At 63.0% G+C, this 15657-nt stretch carries 17 protein-coding genes; 7 read left to right on the forward strand and 10 right to left on the reverse strand.

Going from position 1 to position 15657, the window contains the following annotated elements; translation table 11 throughout:
- Nucleotides 1-127: 127 nt before the first annotated feature.
- Nucleotides 128-1474: an aminodeoxychorismate synthase component I gene (pabB, locus tag PIN01S_RS03505; protein ID WP_084333741.1), complete on the forward strand. Its 1347-nt coding sequence runs from the start codon at nucleotides 128-130 to the stop codon at nucleotides 1472-1474.
- Between the two features lie 42 nt (nucleotides 1475-1516).
- Here pabB and thrH read toward each other — a convergent pair whose 3' ends face one another.
- Nucleotides 1517-2134, reverse strand: a complete 618-nt coding sequence (thrH, locus tag PIN01S_RS03510) for a bifunctional phosphoserine phosphatase/homoserine phosphotransferase ThrH (RefSeq protein WP_084333742.1) — start codon at nucleotides 2132-2134, stop codon at nucleotides 1517-1519.
- Nucleotides 2135-2322: 188 nt separating this feature from the next.
- On the opposite strand from thrH, the gene PIN01S_RS03515 reads away from it, so the two are divergent.
- The gene (locus tag PIN01S_RS03515; protein WP_084333743.1) at nucleotides 2323-3057 is read left to right on the forward strand and encodes a phosphoadenylyl-sulfate reductase; all 735 of its coding nucleotides are present in this window, start codon (nucleotides 2323-2325) and stop codon (nucleotides 3055-3057) included.
- Between the two features lie 51 nt (nucleotides 3058-3108).
- Here PIN01S_RS03515 and cysB read toward each other — a convergent pair whose 3' ends face one another.
- The 4 genes from cysB to PIN01S_RS03535 all read right to left on the reverse strand — a co-directional run bounded on the left by cysB (nucleotide 3109) and on the right by PIN01S_RS03535 (nucleotide 6359).
- Entirely contained in the window at nucleotides 3109-4083 is a 975-nt protein-coding gene (cysB, locus tag PIN01S_RS03520; RefSeq protein ID WP_084333744.1) for an HTH-type transcriptional regulator CysB, read from the reverse strand.
- A gap of 259 nt (nucleotides 4084-4342) precedes the next feature.
- Complete coding sequence (locus PIN01S_RS03525) at nucleotides 4343-4843, reverse strand: universal stress protein (RefSeq protein ID WP_084333745.1); 501 nt, start codon at nucleotides 4841-4843, stop codon at nucleotides 4343-4345.
- Between the two features lie 200 nt (nucleotides 4844-5043).
- Entirely contained in the window at nucleotides 5044-6000 is a 957-nt protein-coding gene (locus PIN01S_RS03530) for a putative 2-dehydropantoate 2-reductase (RefSeq protein WP_084333746.1), read from the reverse strand.
- The gene (locus PIN01S_RS03535; RefSeq protein ID WP_084333747.1) at nucleotides 6000-6359 is read right to left on the reverse strand and encodes a thioredoxin domain-containing protein; all 360 of its coding nucleotides are present in this window, start codon (nucleotides 6357-6359) and stop codon (nucleotides 6000-6002) included. Before PIN01S_RS03535 ends, PIN01S_RS03530 begins: the two co-directional genes overlap by 1 nt.
- Nucleotides 6360-6383: 24 nt before the next feature.
- On the opposite strand from PIN01S_RS03535, the gene PIN01S_RS03540 reads away from it, so the two are divergent.
- A complete protein-coding gene (locus PIN01S_RS03540; protein WP_084333748.1) occupies nucleotides 6384-6794 on the forward strand; it encodes a PilZ domain-containing protein in 411 nt (136 codons plus the stop codon).
- A gap of 157 nt (nucleotides 6795-6951) precedes the next feature.
- The gene (locus PIN01S_RS03545) at nucleotides 6952-8028 is read left to right on the forward strand and encodes a 3-deoxy-7-phosphoheptulonate synthase (RefSeq protein ID WP_084333749.1); all 1077 of its coding nucleotides are present in this window, start codon (nucleotides 6952-6954) and stop codon (nucleotides 8026-8028) included.
- 57 nt (nucleotides 8029-8085) lie between these two features.
- Here PIN01S_RS03545 and PIN01S_RS03550 read toward each other — a convergent pair whose 3' ends face one another.
- Nucleotides 8086-8367 (reverse strand): GNAT family N-acetyltransferase, encoded by a 282-nt coding sequence (locus PIN01S_RS03550; RefSeq protein WP_084333750.1) that lies wholly within the window; start codon nucleotides 8365-8367, stop codon nucleotides 8086-8088.
- A 19-nt stretch (nucleotides 8368-8386) separates the two neighbouring features.
- Entirely contained in the window at nucleotides 8387-9658 is a 1272-nt protein-coding gene (locus tag PIN01S_RS03555) for an aq_1923 C-terminal domain (protein ID WP_084333751.1), read from the reverse strand.
- Nucleotides 9659-10041: 383 nt separating this feature from the next.
- Between PIN01S_RS03555 and oprI the strand changes: the two genes are divergently transcribed.
- Nucleotides 10042-10293: an outer membrane lipoprotei OprI gene (gene oprI / locus PIN01S_RS03560; protein WP_003239826.1), complete on the forward strand. Its 252-nt coding sequence runs from the start codon at nucleotides 10042-10044 to the stop codon at nucleotides 10291-10293.
- 120 nt (nucleotides 10294-10413) lie between these two features.
- On the opposite strand, the gene PIN01S_RS03565 is transcribed toward oprI, so the two are convergent.
- From PIN01S_RS03565 to PIN01S_RS03575, 3 genes are all read right to left on the reverse strand, one after another.
- A complete protein-coding gene (locus PIN01S_RS03565; RefSeq protein WP_084333752.1) occupies nucleotides 10414-11370 on the reverse strand; it encodes a L,D-transpeptidase family protein in 957 nt (318 codons plus the stop codon).
- A gap of 85 nt (nucleotides 11371-11455) precedes the next feature.
- A complete protein-coding gene (locus PIN01S_RS03570) occupies nucleotides 11456-11725 on the reverse strand; it encodes a hypothetical protein (protein ID WP_084333753.1) in 270 nt (89 codons plus the stop codon).
- 56 nt (nucleotides 11726-11781) lie between these two features.
- A complete protein-coding gene (locus PIN01S_RS03575) occupies nucleotides 11782-12387 on the reverse strand; it encodes an arylesterase (RefSeq protein WP_090257140.1) in 606 nt (201 codons plus the stop codon).
- A gap of 10 nt (nucleotides 12388-12397) precedes the next feature.
- On the opposite strand from PIN01S_RS03575, the gene PIN01S_RS03580 reads away from it, so the two are divergent.
- Together PIN01S_RS03580 and PIN01S_RS03585 are read left to right on the forward strand one after the other, a co-directional pair.
- Complete coding sequence (locus PIN01S_RS03580) at nucleotides 12398-13081, forward strand: ABC transporter ATP-binding protein (RefSeq protein ID WP_084333754.1); 684 nt, start codon at nucleotides 12398-12400, stop codon at nucleotides 13079-13081.
- Nucleotides 13081-15585 carry an ABC transporter permease gene (locus PIN01S_RS03585; protein ID WP_084333755.1) on the forward strand — a complete coding sequence of 835 codons (2505 nt, stop codon included), beginning with the start codon at nucleotides 13081-13083 and terminating at the stop codon, nucleotides 15583-15585. Before PIN01S_RS03580 ends, PIN01S_RS03585 begins: the two co-directional genes overlap by 1 nt.
- Nucleotides 15586-15657 lie beyond the last annotated feature (72 nt).

The following is a 15657-nucleotide window of genomic DNA, read 5'->3' on the forward strand; positions in this document are numbered from 1 at the left end:
AGACGTGTCTCCGTGGGACCTGCTCATACTAATCAGCGCCCTATCCTCGCGTAAACCCAGGCCACGGCTCTAGGATGAACAGTCACGGCGATCTACAATCGCCTCCCGCGCACAGCCGACCTCCAGCATGCCGACCTGCTTCGTTCACCCACTGCCCTATCGAGCCGACCCCGCCGACTACTTCGCCGCCATCCGCCACGCGCCAGGCGCCGTGTTGCTGGATGCCGGGCGACCGCTGGCCGAGCGTGGACGCTATGACCTAATCAGTGCCTGGCCATTGGCTGAGCTGGCAGCCGCACCCGACGAATCGGCCAAGGATTTTTTCGACCGTCTACGCAGCGGCCTTGCCCTGCTCGGCCCGGCCGAGGCACCGGCGGAGTGCGAACTGCCGTTCACTGGCGGGCTGATCGGCTATCTGGCCTATGACTTTGGCCGCCGCCTGGAGCCCATGCCGCAGCAGGCGGTGGACGACCTCGCCCTGCCGGACGCCCGTTTCGGCGTCTATGCCTGGGCCTTGGTCAGCGACCACCAGCACCAGACCAGTCAACTGGTTTGCCATCCACAGCTCGCCGAGAGCGAACGCCAGCATCTGCTGACGCTTTTCGCCGAACCTAGGGAAGCGTCCGAGGCCAATGCATTCCACCTGTCGGCACCGTTCCAGGCGGATATCGACGAGCACCGCTACCGGCAAGCCATCGAGCGCATCCAGGCCTACATCCAGGCCGGTGACTGCTATCAGGTGAACTTCGCCCAGCGTTTCCGTGCGCCCTGCCAGGGCGATCCCTGGCTGGCCTACCGGGCGCTGCGGGCGGCCTGCCCTACGCCGTTCGCCGGCTACCAGGCCCTGGGCGACGGTGGCGCTATCCTCAGTTTGTCGCCGGAACGCTTCCTGCGGCTGAGCCAGGGGCACGTGGAAACCCGTCCGATCAAGGGCACCCGCCCGCGCGGGCGCAACGCCGAGGAAGACAAGGCGCAGGCCGAAGACCTGCTGGGCAGCCGCAAGGACCGTGCGGAGAACCTGATGATCGTCGACCTGCTGCGCAACGACCTGGGGCGCAGTTGCCGGATCGGCTCGGTCCGGGTGCCGGAACTGTTCGCCCTGGAGAGCTATCCCAATGTCCACCACCTGGTCAGCAGCGTCAGCGGCGAACTGGCGGGCGGCAAGGATGCGCTGGATCTGATCGCCGGCAGCTTCCCCGGCGGCTCCATCACCGGCGCCCCGAAGATCCGCGCCATGCAGATCATCGACGAACTGGAGCCGACCCGCCGTGCGATCTACTGCGGCTCTCTGCTCTATCTGGACGTACGGGGAGAAATGGACAGCTCCATCACCATCCGCACCTTGCTGGTGAAGGACGGACAGGTCTGCTGCTGGGGCGGAGGCGGCATCGTTGCCGATTCGGACTGGCGATCCGAGTATCAGGAATCGATCACCAAGGTGAAGGTATTGCTGGAGACGCTGGAAAGGCTCTAGCCACGAGCGCGCCAGGCGCTCGGGTTAGCCAGGGGTGCAGCCTCAGAGGCTGAGCTTGCGGTTCGATGCCTTGATGAATTCGCGCTTGAGGTCTTCGTAGGTGTGCACCGCCGGGAACTGCGGGAACTCGCGGATCACGTTCTCCGGCGCGTGGAACAGGATTCCCGCGTGAGCCTCGGAGAGCATGCTGGTGTCGTTGTAGGAGTCGCCGGCCGCAATCACACGGTAGTACAGGCTCTTGAAGGCAATTACCGACTGGCGCTTGGGGTCCTTCTGGCGCAACTGGTAATCCACCACCCGATTCGTGTCATCCACCACCAACTTGTGGCAAAGCAGCGTGGGGAAGCCCAACTGGCGCATCAGCGGTTGGGAGAACTCGTAGAAGGTGTCCGAGAGAATGACCACCTGGAAGCGCTCGCGCAGCCAGTCGACGAACTCCACCGCGCCATCCAGGGGCTTGAGGGTGGCGATCACGGCCTGGATGTCCGACAGCTTCAACCCATGCTCGTCGAGGATGCGCAGGCGTTGCTTCATCAGCACGTCGTAGTCGGGAATATCCCGGGTGGTGGCCTTGAGCGCATCGATGCCAGTTTTTTCCGCGAAGGCGATCCAGATTTCCGGCACCAACACGCCTTCCAGGTCGAGACAGGCGATTTCCACGGGACACTCCTCGAAAACAAAGGTTGAAGGAGGCGGCACTCTAGCGGCTCGCCTGGCGGCACGCAACGCAACTGCTTATAACCGGAACGAAGGAAAGCGAGCCGAGTCGTTATTTAGATGCATATCCCCTTTTTGCTACCATCCGCGCCTCAGAGCGCGTGCAGCGCCATACCGAGGAAGCCTGCCTGATGAGCCATCCCTTCGACGTCGCGGAACTCGCCGCGACTTACGCCAGCAAGTCCCCCCAAGACATCCTCAAGCTCGCCCTCGAACATTTCGGCGACGACCTGTGGATTTCCTTCAGCGGTGCCGAGGATGTGGTGCTGGTGGACATGGCCTGGAAACTGAACAAGAACGTCAAGGTGTTCAGCCTGGACACCGGCCGTCTGCACCCGGAAACCTACCGCTTCATCGACCAGGTCCGCGAGCATTACGGCATCGCCATCGAGGTGCTCTCCCCCGATCCGCGCCTGCTCGAACCCCTGGTCAAGGAAAAGGGTCTGTTCAGCTTCTACAAGGATGGCCACGGCGAATGCTGCGGCATCCGCAAGATCGAACCGCTCAAGCGCAAGCTCTCCACCGTGCGCGCCTGGGCCACCGGCCAGCGTCGAGACCAGAGCCCCGGCACCCGTAGCCAGGTGGCCGCACTGGAAATCGACACTGCTTTCTCCACCCCGGAAAAGCCGCTATACAAGTTCAACCCGCTCGCACAGATGACCAGCGAGGAAGTCTGGGCCTACATCCGCATGCTGGAGATTCCGTACAACCCGCTGCACGAGCGCGGATTCATCAGTATCGGCTGCGAGCCCTGCACCCGCCCGGTGCTGCCCAACCAGCACGAGCGCGAAGGCCGCTGGTGGTGGGAAGAAGCCACGCAGAAGGAATGCGGCCTGCACGCCGGCAATCTGATCGCGAAGAACTGATGCGCCTGCGGGAGCGGATTTCCTCCGCTCCCGCAGTACAGGGACAAGGCATCAATAGGTCGGCAGTTCGACGTCCTGGAACAGCTCGTCCATCTCGGCCTTGTTGTGGCATTGCACAGCCTTGGCCAGGACATCCCGCGTCAGGTGCGGGGCGAACTTCTCGATGAAGTCGCACATGAAGCCGCGCAGGAAAGTACCGCGACGGAAGCCGATCTTGGTCACGCTGGCCTCGAACAGCTCACTGGCATCCAGAACCACCAGGTCGGTATCCAGCTTCGGGTCCACCGCCATCCGGGCCACGATCCCCACGCCCAGCCCCAGCCTCACGTAGGTCTTGATCACGTCGGCATCGGCCGCGGTGAACACCACCTTGGGCGTCAGTCCGCGATGATTGAAGGCTTCGTCCAGCTTCGAGCGGCCGGTGAAACCGAACACGTAGGTGACGATCGGGTGCTCGGCCAGTGCCTCCAGGGTCAGCTTCGGCAACTTCGCCAGCGGATGCCCCTGGGGAACGATTACGCAACGGTTCCAGCGATAGCACGGCATCATCACCAGATCGCCGAACAACTCCAGTGCCTCGGTGGCAATGGCGAAGTCCACGGTGCCGTCGGCCGCCATCTCGGCGATCTGCATGGGCGTTCCCTGGTGCATGTGCAACGCCACATCCGGATATTGCTTGATGAAACCGCTGATTACCGGCGGCAAGGCGTAGCGTGCCTGGGTATGGGTGGTGGCGATGGACAGCGTGCCCTTCTTCTCGTTGGAGAATTCCTGGGCGATCTGCTTGATGCTCTCGACCTTGCGCAGGATTTCCCCGGCCGTCGTGATGATCCGCTCCCCGGCCGGCGTGACGCGGGTCAGGTGCTTGCCGCTGCGGGCGAACACTTCCACCCCCAGCTCATCCTCCAGCAGACGGATCTGCTTGCTGATGCCCGGCTGCGAGGTATAGAGACTTTGGGCGGTAGCCGAAACATTGAGGTCGTGATGCGCCACTTCCCAGATGTAGCGCAATTGCTGGAGCTTCATAGAAATCCCTCGAAAGCGGGTCGACGACGCCTCGATACGCGACGTTCTTTATAACCATATTCAATGGTTCAAAGCATAAACTAGACCTATATCCACAGTCTTGCATGTCGTTTCGTCCAATCCTTGCGAAGGACGGCAGCCGATGCGTCGATCAGGTCGCATGAGTCACACACGCACAGGCAAAAATGGACGTTTCTTTCCCCCCTCGGACGCACCCGCATCCAGCGCCTCGATCAGGCGGCTCGTCAGATAAGCGGATCTAGAGTTCGCCGCGGCCGCGATGCTGCAGCATCGGCACCAGATAGACCGGAACCTCCGACAACTGCACCAGCCGCGCCGCCGTACGCCCCAACGGCGTATCGAGCGCGGTGCCATGGCTGTGACTGCCTACGACCAGCAGATCGACGGCGAGTTTCTGCGCTTCGTCGAGAATCACCAACGGCGGGTCCCCCTGCACCACCCGCACCGCGCGGATCACGGGCAAGTCCTGCTGAGCCTCCCCCAGTTCGTCGCGGAACCCCTCCAGTACCCGCTGTTCGATGCTCGCCATCACGGTCCCGAGCCCTTGGGTACGCAGCTCCTTGAGGGTCTTTTCGTCCAGGTAGGTCTGCAGCACCGACTCGGCGAACAACCCCATGGGTTCGACGGCATGTATCACATACAGCTCTGCCTTGAATGCCTGGGCCAGAGCCAAGGCATGTTGCAGAACGTAAGGCGCGTAAAGACCAAGGTCGGTGGCGTATAGAATGGAACGGATCATGCGGCCTCCTCTACTGCCCATCCGGCGGGGCCTCGCTTGAGCTTAGCAGTGCCGGGGACGAAGAGGCGGCGGCTGCGACAATGGGGACGGCAGATTCGCCAACCGCATCTCCGAGCACCCGTGCGGGAAGACACAAGCGAGCCCTCGTGCAGGCTCGCTGGCCATGGAAGAACTTCGGGACCGCGGGCAGCGGCACCCGCTCAGCCGGATTGACGCATGTCGAGGAAGCGCAAGGCCCGATACAGCATCCGCATCCTGGGCAGCTCGCACTCGGCCTGGGCCGCGGCCGCCAAAGGGGCCGCATAGATGGCTTCCAGCTCCATCGGCCGCGCTTGAACGAAATCGTGGTACATGCTCGGCAGGTAGTCCGGCATACGGTCGGTCGCGGCCAGCAACTTGCCAGCGAACCCCTCCGGCAATACATGACCGCAGGCAGCGGCACCCTGCACCACCTCCTCCATCAACGCCTCGATCAAGGCCCGGCTGTCCGGGTTGCCCATCAGGGCGGTGGTACCCGCGTTCAGCAACACCGACAGCCCGTTGTAGGGTACGTTCCAGACCAGCTTCTGCCAGCGCGCCTGATCCAGCGACGCCATGGCCGACGAATCCAGCCCGGCGGCCCGGAACAGAGCAGCCCCTTCCTCGACGATTGCCTGACGCTGTGCCGAATCGGCGGCCGGACCGGAGTGATATCCCAGGTTGACCGCACCCAACGCCTGGTGCTCGATCACCCCGGGCGCCGAGCGATGAACGCAGATGAAACAGAGCCCGCCCAGAAGATGCAGCGAGTCCGGCAAAGCCGGCCGTAACGCATCTTCGACTGCCAGGCCATTCTGCATCAGCACCACTTTCGCCCCCGGTGCAGCGGCCTGGACGATGGCCGGCACCAGCGCGGCATTGCTGGTGGTCTTCGCGCCGACCAGGAGCCAATCGCAAGGCGGCATCTCGGCCGCATCGCGATAGGCCTGCACCGGATGCAGGGCCAGAGCGCCATGCACGGCGCTGTTGAGCTGAAGGCCGCGCTCAACCACCGGTGCGAACTCGCTGCGCAACAGAAAATGCACGTCGAAGCCGGCACGGGCCAGCATCACGCCATAAAAGCCGCCGATCGCACCGGTGCCGATGATACCGATGCGGGGACGCGGGACTTCAGACATCAAGGGAGCTCCTCTGCAGGACGATTCAAGGCCTCGGCCAGGGCGGTGGTGAGATCGATAGCGGTCAGGCGCGCATGCACCGCGCCGAAAAACCGACTATCACAGACGACGAACAAGGCCGGCAAATGGAAAACCTCATAGCGCTGCACCAGCCCGCCATTGCTGCCGGCATCCACCCAGCACACGCGATCGACCGGCAGGCTCATCCCCGGCAGCTCGCGACGCGCCCACCGGCAGCTGGAACAGCCTATGCTGGTAAAAATCAGCAAGGTAACTCCGGGGAACGCCAGGAGCGAGTGGTCGGCGTCGAAGTCCGTCAGTTCCAGTTCGGGAAGTCTGCTTCTCAGAGATGATGTCATTTCGATCCGATACGAGGTCCGTTCATGCGTCGTTTCTTGCGCCACCCATCCGAGATGCCGGTCGAACTCGTCCTGGGCGAGCAGACCCTCCTGCCGAGCCAGCGCCTGCACAATATCAGCCTTGGAGGCGTAGCCTGTAATTCCTCTTGCGATTTTCCGCCGGGCACGTCGATCGAATTGCGGATTCCCCTGCTCGGCGACGACGCCCACTACGCCGGCGTGGTCGCCTGGTGTCGCAAACAGGAGGCGGACTATCTGATCGGCATCGCCTTCGTCGACGAGGACAACCTGTTCCGCGCCCGGATGGTCGAGCAGATCTGCCACATCGAGCAATACCGGCGGCAACGGGAACAGGAGACAGGGCAAACCATTCCCATCGAGGCCTGTGCCCAGGAGTGGATTTCGCGCCATGCGGCGGATTTCGCTCCGGTATAGGACGATCCTTGGTTTTTTCCGCTGGTTATCCTGAAGGCCATTGTCGAGCCAGCCCCTAACGCGCTAAGGTTCCGCTTCCCCGCTGCGCCCATGAGAACGCTGTGCACCGCCGCACCGGGGCGCTGGCGGCCGGCACCCGTGACTGATGAGTAACACGATGGCTGATTTACCGATCGATGACCTTAACGTTGCCTCCAACGAGACCCTGATCACGCCGGAGCAGCTCAAGCGTGAAATCCCGCTCACCGAGGCAGCCCGCCGCACCGTGGCCCATGGCCGCGAGGTGATTCGCAACATTCTCGACGGCAAGGACCACCGCCTGTTCGTGGTGGTAGGCCCCTGCTCTATCCATGACATCAAGGCAGCGCACGAATACGCCGAGCGCCTCAAGGTCCTGGCCGCCGAAGTGTCCGATAGCCTGTTCCTGGTGATGCGCGTGTATTTCGAAAAGCCGCGGACCACCGTAGGCTGGAAAGGCCTGATCAACGACCCCTACCTGGACGACTCGTTCAAGATCCAGGACGGCCTGCACATCGGCCGCCAACTTCTGCGCGACTTGGCCGAAATGGGCCTGCCGACCGCCACCGAAGCCCTCGACCCGATCTCCCCGCAATACCTGCAGGACCTGATCAGCTGGTCGGCCATCGGCGCACGCACCACCGAATCCCAGACCCACCGCGAAATGGCGTCCGGTCTCTCCTCCGCCGTCGGCTTCAAGAATGGCACCGACGGCAGCCTGACCGTGGCGATCAACGCCCTGCAGTCGGTTTCCAGCCCGCACCGTTTCCTCGGCATCAACCAGGAAGGCGGCGTCTCCATCGTCACCACCAAGGGCAACCCCTATGGCCACGTGGTACTGCGCGGCGGCAACGGCAAGCCGAACTACGACTCGGTCAGTGTCGCAGTCTGCGAACAGGAGCTGACCAAGGCCGGTATTCGCCCGAACGTCATGGTCGACTGCAGCCACGCCAACTCCAACAAGGACCCGGCTCTGCAGCCGCTGGTCATGGACAACGTGGCCAACCAGATTCTCGAAGGCAATCAGTCCATCGTCGGCCTGATGGTGGAAAGCCACCTGGGCTGGGGCAATCAGCCGATTCCCAAGGATCTGTGCAACCTCAAGTACGGCGTGTCGATCACCGATGCCTGTATCGACTGGGATACCACCGAGAAGACCCTGCTTGGCATGCACGCCAAGCTCAAGGATGTCCTGCCCAAGCGCCATCGCAGCTAAGTTCGCTGAAACGAAAAACGCCGGGCAATGCCCGGCGTTTTCATTTCCAACCTCGTTTCAGCTCTTGGCCAGGTGACGCTGGCGCCGCTCGAGATAACGCTCCACATAGGAGCACGACGGAATCACGGTATACCCCATACGCTCCGCATACCCCAGCGCATGCTCGGTCAGGGCTGCGGCGATACCACGGCCACGCAAGGCGTTTGGCACGAACGTGCGATAAATGTCCAACGTCTGTTTCCCCAGATCCATATAGGCCAGGTACGCTCGGTGACCCTCGACAGTGGTCTCGAACTGATGACCGACCAGGTCATGGTGAATGGACAACGCCTCGCTCATTACTTCTCCTCAACGATGCTCAGAACAGCACCCGCACCTTATCTATCTTTTCCAGACGAAGAAACATCTCCGCCGATCCCGTGCCAAATTGGACACTGAGGAACGCCTTGCCGTTCTCCACCTTGTGCAACACACCTTGGTAGTAGGCACCATCATAGGTTATGAATTGCAATCGCTTCCCAGCATATTCCGGCAAACTGGCCACGCTGACAAATTCATATTGCGGCGTGCTCGGGCGAGACGCATCCGCCGGTCGATCGGCGACCACCAACTCATCGGCCCGTTGGGGCTTGCGCGCATGCGGGTCGACCCAGGCGAAACCGATCGGTTCGACCACCTGCTGATTGACCAGTAACGTCGGCCTCAACATGCTCAGCACATCCTTCGCCTCGAAGAACTGCAAGCCATCCCAGGTCATGCCCTCACTGGGATTCAGTTCCAGACGCAGCGACTGCGGATCCTTCAAATAACCGGCATAGGCGTCCAGGAGCGGCTGGTCCAGCCCGATACGCTGGCTGCGCAACACACGATCGAACTGCTCGACCGCCGTCTTGAGGTAGACCTCGCTACTCTGCCCCATCTTGCCTGCACAGTACTCCTGTACCTTGCGCTGATACTGGTTGTCGTTCAATTCGAACGTGACACTCGAAAGATGCGGCGGATTGACGCGCAGATCACCCGGCTTCTCGGACATGTTCGAGAGTCCCAGGCTCAGCCGCAGTTCGCCCATGTCGCGCATGTCAGCCGTCATATTGAATGTCAGCTTCTGTGCACCAGGCTGGAACAGGTAGGAAAACTCGGCGTCGGTCTCGAACGTCCGGTAGCCCATGTCGAGCAATTCGCCGGTACCGATGTAGCGAACCTTGCCGCAGGCTACCTCGCTCATGGCAGTGAATACACTGCGCTCGGGCGGCGTATCGTACAACTGCTGCATGAAAGGCCCATGGACCTCCAGCTCGATTCCCTTGAACTTGACGGCCATTTGCTCGGGAAACTTGCCTTCGCCCAGCCGCTCCTTGAAGCGAAGCAATTCACCCAGGCCGTTGAACTTCAACTCAGCATGAGCGACCCGCACGCTATCGCGGAGCGCAGGCACGTTGATCTCGATCTTTTCCAGCCCGACCCGCCCATCGAACGACGAGGTGATGCCGCCGTAGCGGATATCCATAAAAGGTGAGAGCTGCTGGACGGCATCATTCACGATGCTGCGAACCGACAACCACAACGACAACTTGATCAACAGGGCGACGGCAATAGCCATCACCAAGCCCCACTTGATGATCTTCGACATGCGAGCGTCCTTGAACTTGTAATGATTTATCCGGATGGGCTGAAGACGCCAGCTTATCAGGCTGGCACCTGGCCAGTCACCAGCGGCGAGATGAGAGACCGGAACGTCCCCAGACGGTAAAAAGCGCCTGGCTTACTTGCACTTCTCTACCGCCACGCGTGCCTCCGAACGGACTAAGAGTTCCCCTCGGCGCACACTTAATTGGATGTTTTTTATACAAAAGAGCGACAACTTCCTTACCTTTCCCCGCCAACCCTAAAAAAAGATGTCTCTCTTGCATGGAGTCAGTTTACTTACTACAAGTTATGAGTACTATGTAGGCCGGCTAATTTCCCAGGCTTGGGAAATTGCTTTATATGGAAGTCCACCTTAAGGGGAACACGATGAACAACGTTCTGAAATTCTCTGCTCTGGCCCTGGCCGCCGTTCTGGCCACTGGTTGCAGCAGCATGTCCAAAGAAACCGAAGCACGTCTGACCGCTACCGAAGACGCTGCTGCCCGCGCTCAAGCTCGTGCTGACGAAGCCTACCGCAAGGCCGACGAAGCTCTGGCCGCTGCTCAGAAGGCTCAGCAGACCGCTGACGAAGCCAATGAGCGCGCTCTGCGCATGCTGGAAAAAGCCAGCCGCAAGTAATAGCCCCCGGGCTGAAAAAGCCGACCTTCGGGTCGGCTTTTTTATTGCCTGTCGATTTACAACCGGCCATAAAAAACCCGCCGGGCGTTGCCGCGCGGCGGGTCTTTTGTTTCCTGTCGATCAGAGTTCGACGGAAGCACTGCTAGCGACCGACGAGACGGGCACCGCGATCTCCACCGGCAAGCCGTCCTCAGCCGCTACCACTTCCCGAACCACTTCCCAATCCAGGTTCAGGTTGTTGGCCAATTCCTCGCGTTTGAGCAGGGCATTGATCACCGCCGTGTGCTTGTCCACGACGGAGGGCTGCCCCTGATCGTCCAGCGGAGCATGCGCCTCGAGATAGACCTTGTTGTTACTGATCCCGAACTTGTAGGGCTCGTTGATGATGCGTACAGGCGTGCCCACCGGCACCATCCCGGCCAGTTGCAGCACATTGTTGTTGAGCATGCGGAAGCAACCGTGGCTGACGCGCATGCCGATACCGAATTTCTTGTTCGAGCCGTGAATCAGGTAACCGGAGACCCCGAGGGAGAACTTGAACGGCCCGAGCGGGTTGTCCGGGCCTGGCGGCACTACCGTCGGCAACGGATCGCCGTCCGCTGCGTGCTCCTCGCGAATGGACTTGGGCGGATACCAAGCCGGATTCGGGGTCTTGGCCGTGATCTTGGTGTTGGCGATCGGCGAACCCCAACCTTCCCGGCCAATGCCCAGCGGGTAGGTATAAACCACGTCCCTGCCTTTCGGGAAATAATACAGCCGGTACTCGGCCAGATTGATCACGATGCCTTCACGCGGGCCCGGCGGCAGGATGTAACGGGTCGGCAGGATGATTTCGGTGCCCTCGCCCGGCAGCCAGGGATCGACCCCCGGGTTGGCGGCGACCATCTCCAGATAGCCCAGGTCGTTAGCCTGGCCGATATCGGCGAAGGTATCTTCGTATTTCGCCTTGATGACCTGGATTTGACCGACGATGTCCTCGCCCGGCGGTGGCAACGGCAGCTCCAGGGCTGCGACGGGTCCCGTCGCGAACAATGCAGCGAGCGACAGAGAGCAGGCGAAGGAGGCACGCGACAACATCCAGATTTCCTTGGCAAGGCTGATTTGTGAAGGAATCGAAATTGTACACTGCCGCGAGACGTACCGGGAGCACTCCCACGTCGGACTACATCGGCGCCTCGCCACGACGCTGGGCCTCAAGAACCTGGCGGCAGGCCGGACACAGCCGGCGATCCTGCAGACTCGCCCTGTCCACCCCCAGCCAGCGTGGTTGCGCCGGTAACAATCCGCCACACAATGTCCGATCGGCGTAGCCGCCCAGTTCGAGCTGGCGCGCCACCAGATGCAGGCGCGCCTCTCGGCAGGCGAACAAGTCCAACTGTTCGTCCGGCTCGATCAATCGATAGGCGAATAAAGACCAGGCGGGACGCGGCATCGAGGGCTCCAGGGCGGGGGCGCCACCTTAGCGGAAAGGCTTTCGACGGAAAAGCCTCAGAGCAGCGGCTCCAGCGTCGGCCAGACATTTTCGAGCAGACGGGACTGGGCGGCGACCGAGGGGTGGATGCCATCGGGCTGCATCATGCCTTCGACGCCGCCAACCCCCTCCAGGAAGAACGGCACCAGAGGTATCTGCTTTTCCTCGGCCAGATCGACGTAGACCTGAGAAAAGACCTTCGTATAGCGTGCACCGTAGTTCGGTGGCAGGCGCATCCCCAACAGCACGGCCCGCGCGCCTGTCGCCTGCACCCGCTCGATCATCGCCGCAAGATTCTGTTGCAATTGCCCTGGTGGCATTCCGCGCAACCCATCGTTGCCGCCCAGTTCGATGATCACCAGCCCGGGTCGATGCTCCGCAAGCAGCGCCGGCAGCCGCGCCAAGCCACCTGCGCTGGTGTCGCCACTGACCGATGCATTGATCACCCGGTGCTCGAAACCGCGCTCCCGGAGCCGCTCGTCGAGCTTGCGGACCCAGCCCTGGCTGGTTTCCAGGCCCAAAGCGGCGCTGATACTATCGCCGACGACCAGCAGCGTGTCCGCGGCCGCCCCCAGGCTCCAGAGCGACAGCAGCAATGCACCTCTCACCCACCACGCACGCATCGGATTCTCCATGAACCAAAGCATTCTCAGTGCGCGGAACCTTAACAAAGTGGTTCCCAGCGCGGAAGGCGAGCTGACCATCCTCCATGACCTCTGCCTCGAGCTGAATCGCGGCGACAGCCTGGCCATCGTCGGCAGCTCCGGGTCGGGAAAATCGACCCTGCTCGGCCTGCTCGCCGGCCTCGATGTACCCAGCGGTGGCAGTGTTTCCCTGGCCGGCCGCGACCTCGGCAGCCTGGACGAGGACCAGCGTGCCCGCGTCCGTGCCGAGCATGTCGGTTTCGTTTTCCAGTCCTTTCAGTTGCTCGACAGCCTCAGCGCCCTGGAGAACGTCATGCTGCCGCTGGAACTGGACGGCCGCCCCGACGCCCGCGAGCGAGCCAGCGAACTGCTCCGCCGGGTCGGTCTCGAGCAGCGTCTGTCGCACTACCCGCGCCAGCTCTCCGGGGGCGAGCAGCAGCGCGTCGCCATCGCCCGCGCCTTCGCCGCCGAGCCGGATGTTCTGTTCGCCGACGAGCCCACTGGGAACCTGGACAGCCATACCGGCGAGCGCATCAGCGACCTGCTCTTCGAGCTGAACCACGAGCGCGGCACCACCCTCGTCCTGGTCACGCACGACGAGCGTCTCGCCCATCGCTGCCACCGTCTGATCCGCCTGGAAGGCGGCCATCTGGTCGATCACGTGGAGCCCTGATGAACGGCCTGCCACTGTCCCGCCTGTGCTTGCTCGCCGCGCGCCAGTTGATTCGCGATACCCGCGCTGGCGAAATGCGCGTGCTGTTCTTCGCCCTGTTGGTCGCAGTGGCAGCCAGCACCGCCATCGGCTATTTCAGCGCCCGCTTGAACGGCGCCATGCTGATGCGGGCAACCGAATTCCTCGGGGCCGACCTGCTGCTCAGCGGCAGCTCTCTGGCACGGCCCGAGCAGATAGAAGCGGGCCAGCGGCTCGGCCTGGACCACGCACAGGTCGTCGAGTTTTCCAGCGTGATCGCTACGGATGAGGGCATCCAGCTATCCAGTGTGAAGGCGGCGGATGACGCCTATCCCCTGCGAGGCCAATTGAAGAGCGCCCCCGAACCCTACCAGCCCGAGGAACCCGGCGAAGGACCACGCCCCGGCGAAGCCTGGGCCGAGGCCCGCCTGTTCGCGGCGCTGAACCTGAAGGTCGGCGACACCATCGAGATCGGCGAAAAGCCACTGCGTCTGAGCCGGGTCTTGACCTACGAGCCGGATCGCGCCGGCGATTTCTACAGCCTGACACCTCGTGTACTGATGCACCTGGACGACTTGGCGGCCACCGGCGTGGTCCAGCCGGGCAGCCGGGTCCGCTACAAGGAACTCTGGCGAGGCACTCCCGAAGCCCTGGCAGCCTATCGCGAAGCGGTGAAGCCCGGGCTGGCAGCCAACCAGCGCCTGGAGGACGCTCGCGACGGTAATCGCCAGATCGGCGGTGCCCTGGGACGGGCCGAGCGCTACCTGAATCTCGCCAGCCTGGCCGCGGTCCTGTTGGCCGGTGTCGCCGTAGCCCTCTCCGCCAGCCGCTTCGCCAGCCGGCGATTCGACGCCAGCGCCCTGCTCCGTTGCCTCGGCCTCTCGCGTCGAGAAGCACTTGGCCTCTATGGCCTGCAGTTGGCACTCATCGGGCTGATCGCAAGCGCCTGCGGAGCCCTGCTCGGCTGGCTGGCCCAGTACGGCCTGTTCTATCTGCTTCGCGACCTGCTACCCGCCGACGTACCGGCCGGCGGCCTGCTTCCCGCCGTCGTCGGAATCGCCACTGGACTGGTCGCCCTTGGCGGCTTCGCCTTGCCGCCCCTGGCCGCCCTGGGCCGGGTACCGCCGCTGCGTGTCCTGCGCCGCGACGTGCTGCCGGTGCCACCGAGCACTTGGCTGGTCTACGGTACCGCCCTGCTCGCCCTCGGCCTGATCATGTGGCGCCTGAGCCTGGACCTGCCGCTGACCTTCGCCCTGCTCGGCGGTGGCCTCGTCGCCACGCTGATTCTCGGCGGTGGTCTACTGTTCGGTCTGCAGAGTCTGCGGCGCCTGCTCAAGCGTGCCGCACTGCCATGGCGTCTCGGGCTCGGCCAGTTGTTGCGTCACCCACTGGCAGCGGCGGGGCAATCCCTGGCCTTCGGCCTGATCCTGCTGGCTATGTCGCTGATCGTCCTGCTACGCAGCGAATTGCTGGACACCTGGCAGGACCAGTTGCCGGAGAACGCACCCAACCACTTCGCGCTCAACGTGCTGCCGGCCGACAAGGATGCCTTCGCCGCGCGCCTGAGCGAGATGTCCCCCCACCCGGCACCGCTCTATCCCGTCGTGCCGGGACGCCTGATCGCAATCAACGGCGAACCCGTCAAGGACCTCGTCAGCAAGGACTCCCGAGGCGAACGGGCGATCCGTCGCGACCTCAGTCTGACCTGGGCGGCCGAGCTGCCCGGCGACAATCGCCTCAGCGCCGGTAGCTGGTGGAATACCGCCCATGCCAGCGAGCTGCCCGGCGTCTCCGTGGAAAGCGAGCTGGCCGAAAGCCTCAAGCTCGAGCTGGGCGACCGGCTCAGCTTCAGCGTCGGCGGCCTGACCCGCGACGCCCAGGTCACCAGCCTGCGCGATGTGGAGTGGGACAGCTTCCAGCCGAACTTCTACATGGTCTTCGAACCGGGAACCCTACAGGACCTGCCGGCGACCTACTTGACCAGCTTCTACCTGCCACCCCGCCACGAGCGCGAACTGGTCGAACTGGCCCGGGCTTTCCCGGCCGTCACCCTGTTGCAGGTGGATGCGCTGCTGGCGCAACTGCGCAGCATCCTCACCCAGGTGACGTTGGCGATCGAGTACGTGCTGCTGTTCGTGCTCGCCGCGGGACTGGCCGTGCTCTTCGCCGGCCTGCAAGCCACCCTGGATGAGCGCATCCGCCAAGGCGCCCTGCTGCGCGCCTTGGGCGCCGAGCGCGCCCTTCTGGTCAAGGCGCGCCGAGCCGAGTTCGCCCTGCTCGGCGCGGCCAGCGGTCTGCTGGCCGCGCTGGGCTGCGAATTGATCAGCGCCCTGCTCTATCGCTATGCCTTCGACCTGAACTGGCAGCCGCATCCCTGGCTGTTGCTGTTGCCCCTGGTAGGAGCCCTGCTGATCGGCGGCGCTGGCGTGCTCGGCACCCGTCGTGCCTTGAATGCCAGTCCACTGACGGTCCTGCGCGAAGGCTGATAAGCCTCTCGCGCCTGATAGTTCAAGATCGGGCCGGGTTTGGTTACCCTTCCTCTCCGATTTCCTTTCCGT

It is taken from the genome of Pseudomonas indica NBRC 103045, assembly GCF_002091635.1.
Classification (GTDB): Bacteria; Pseudomonadota; Gammaproteobacteria; order Pseudomonadales; family Pseudomonadaceae; genus Pseudomonas_M; species Pseudomonas_M indica.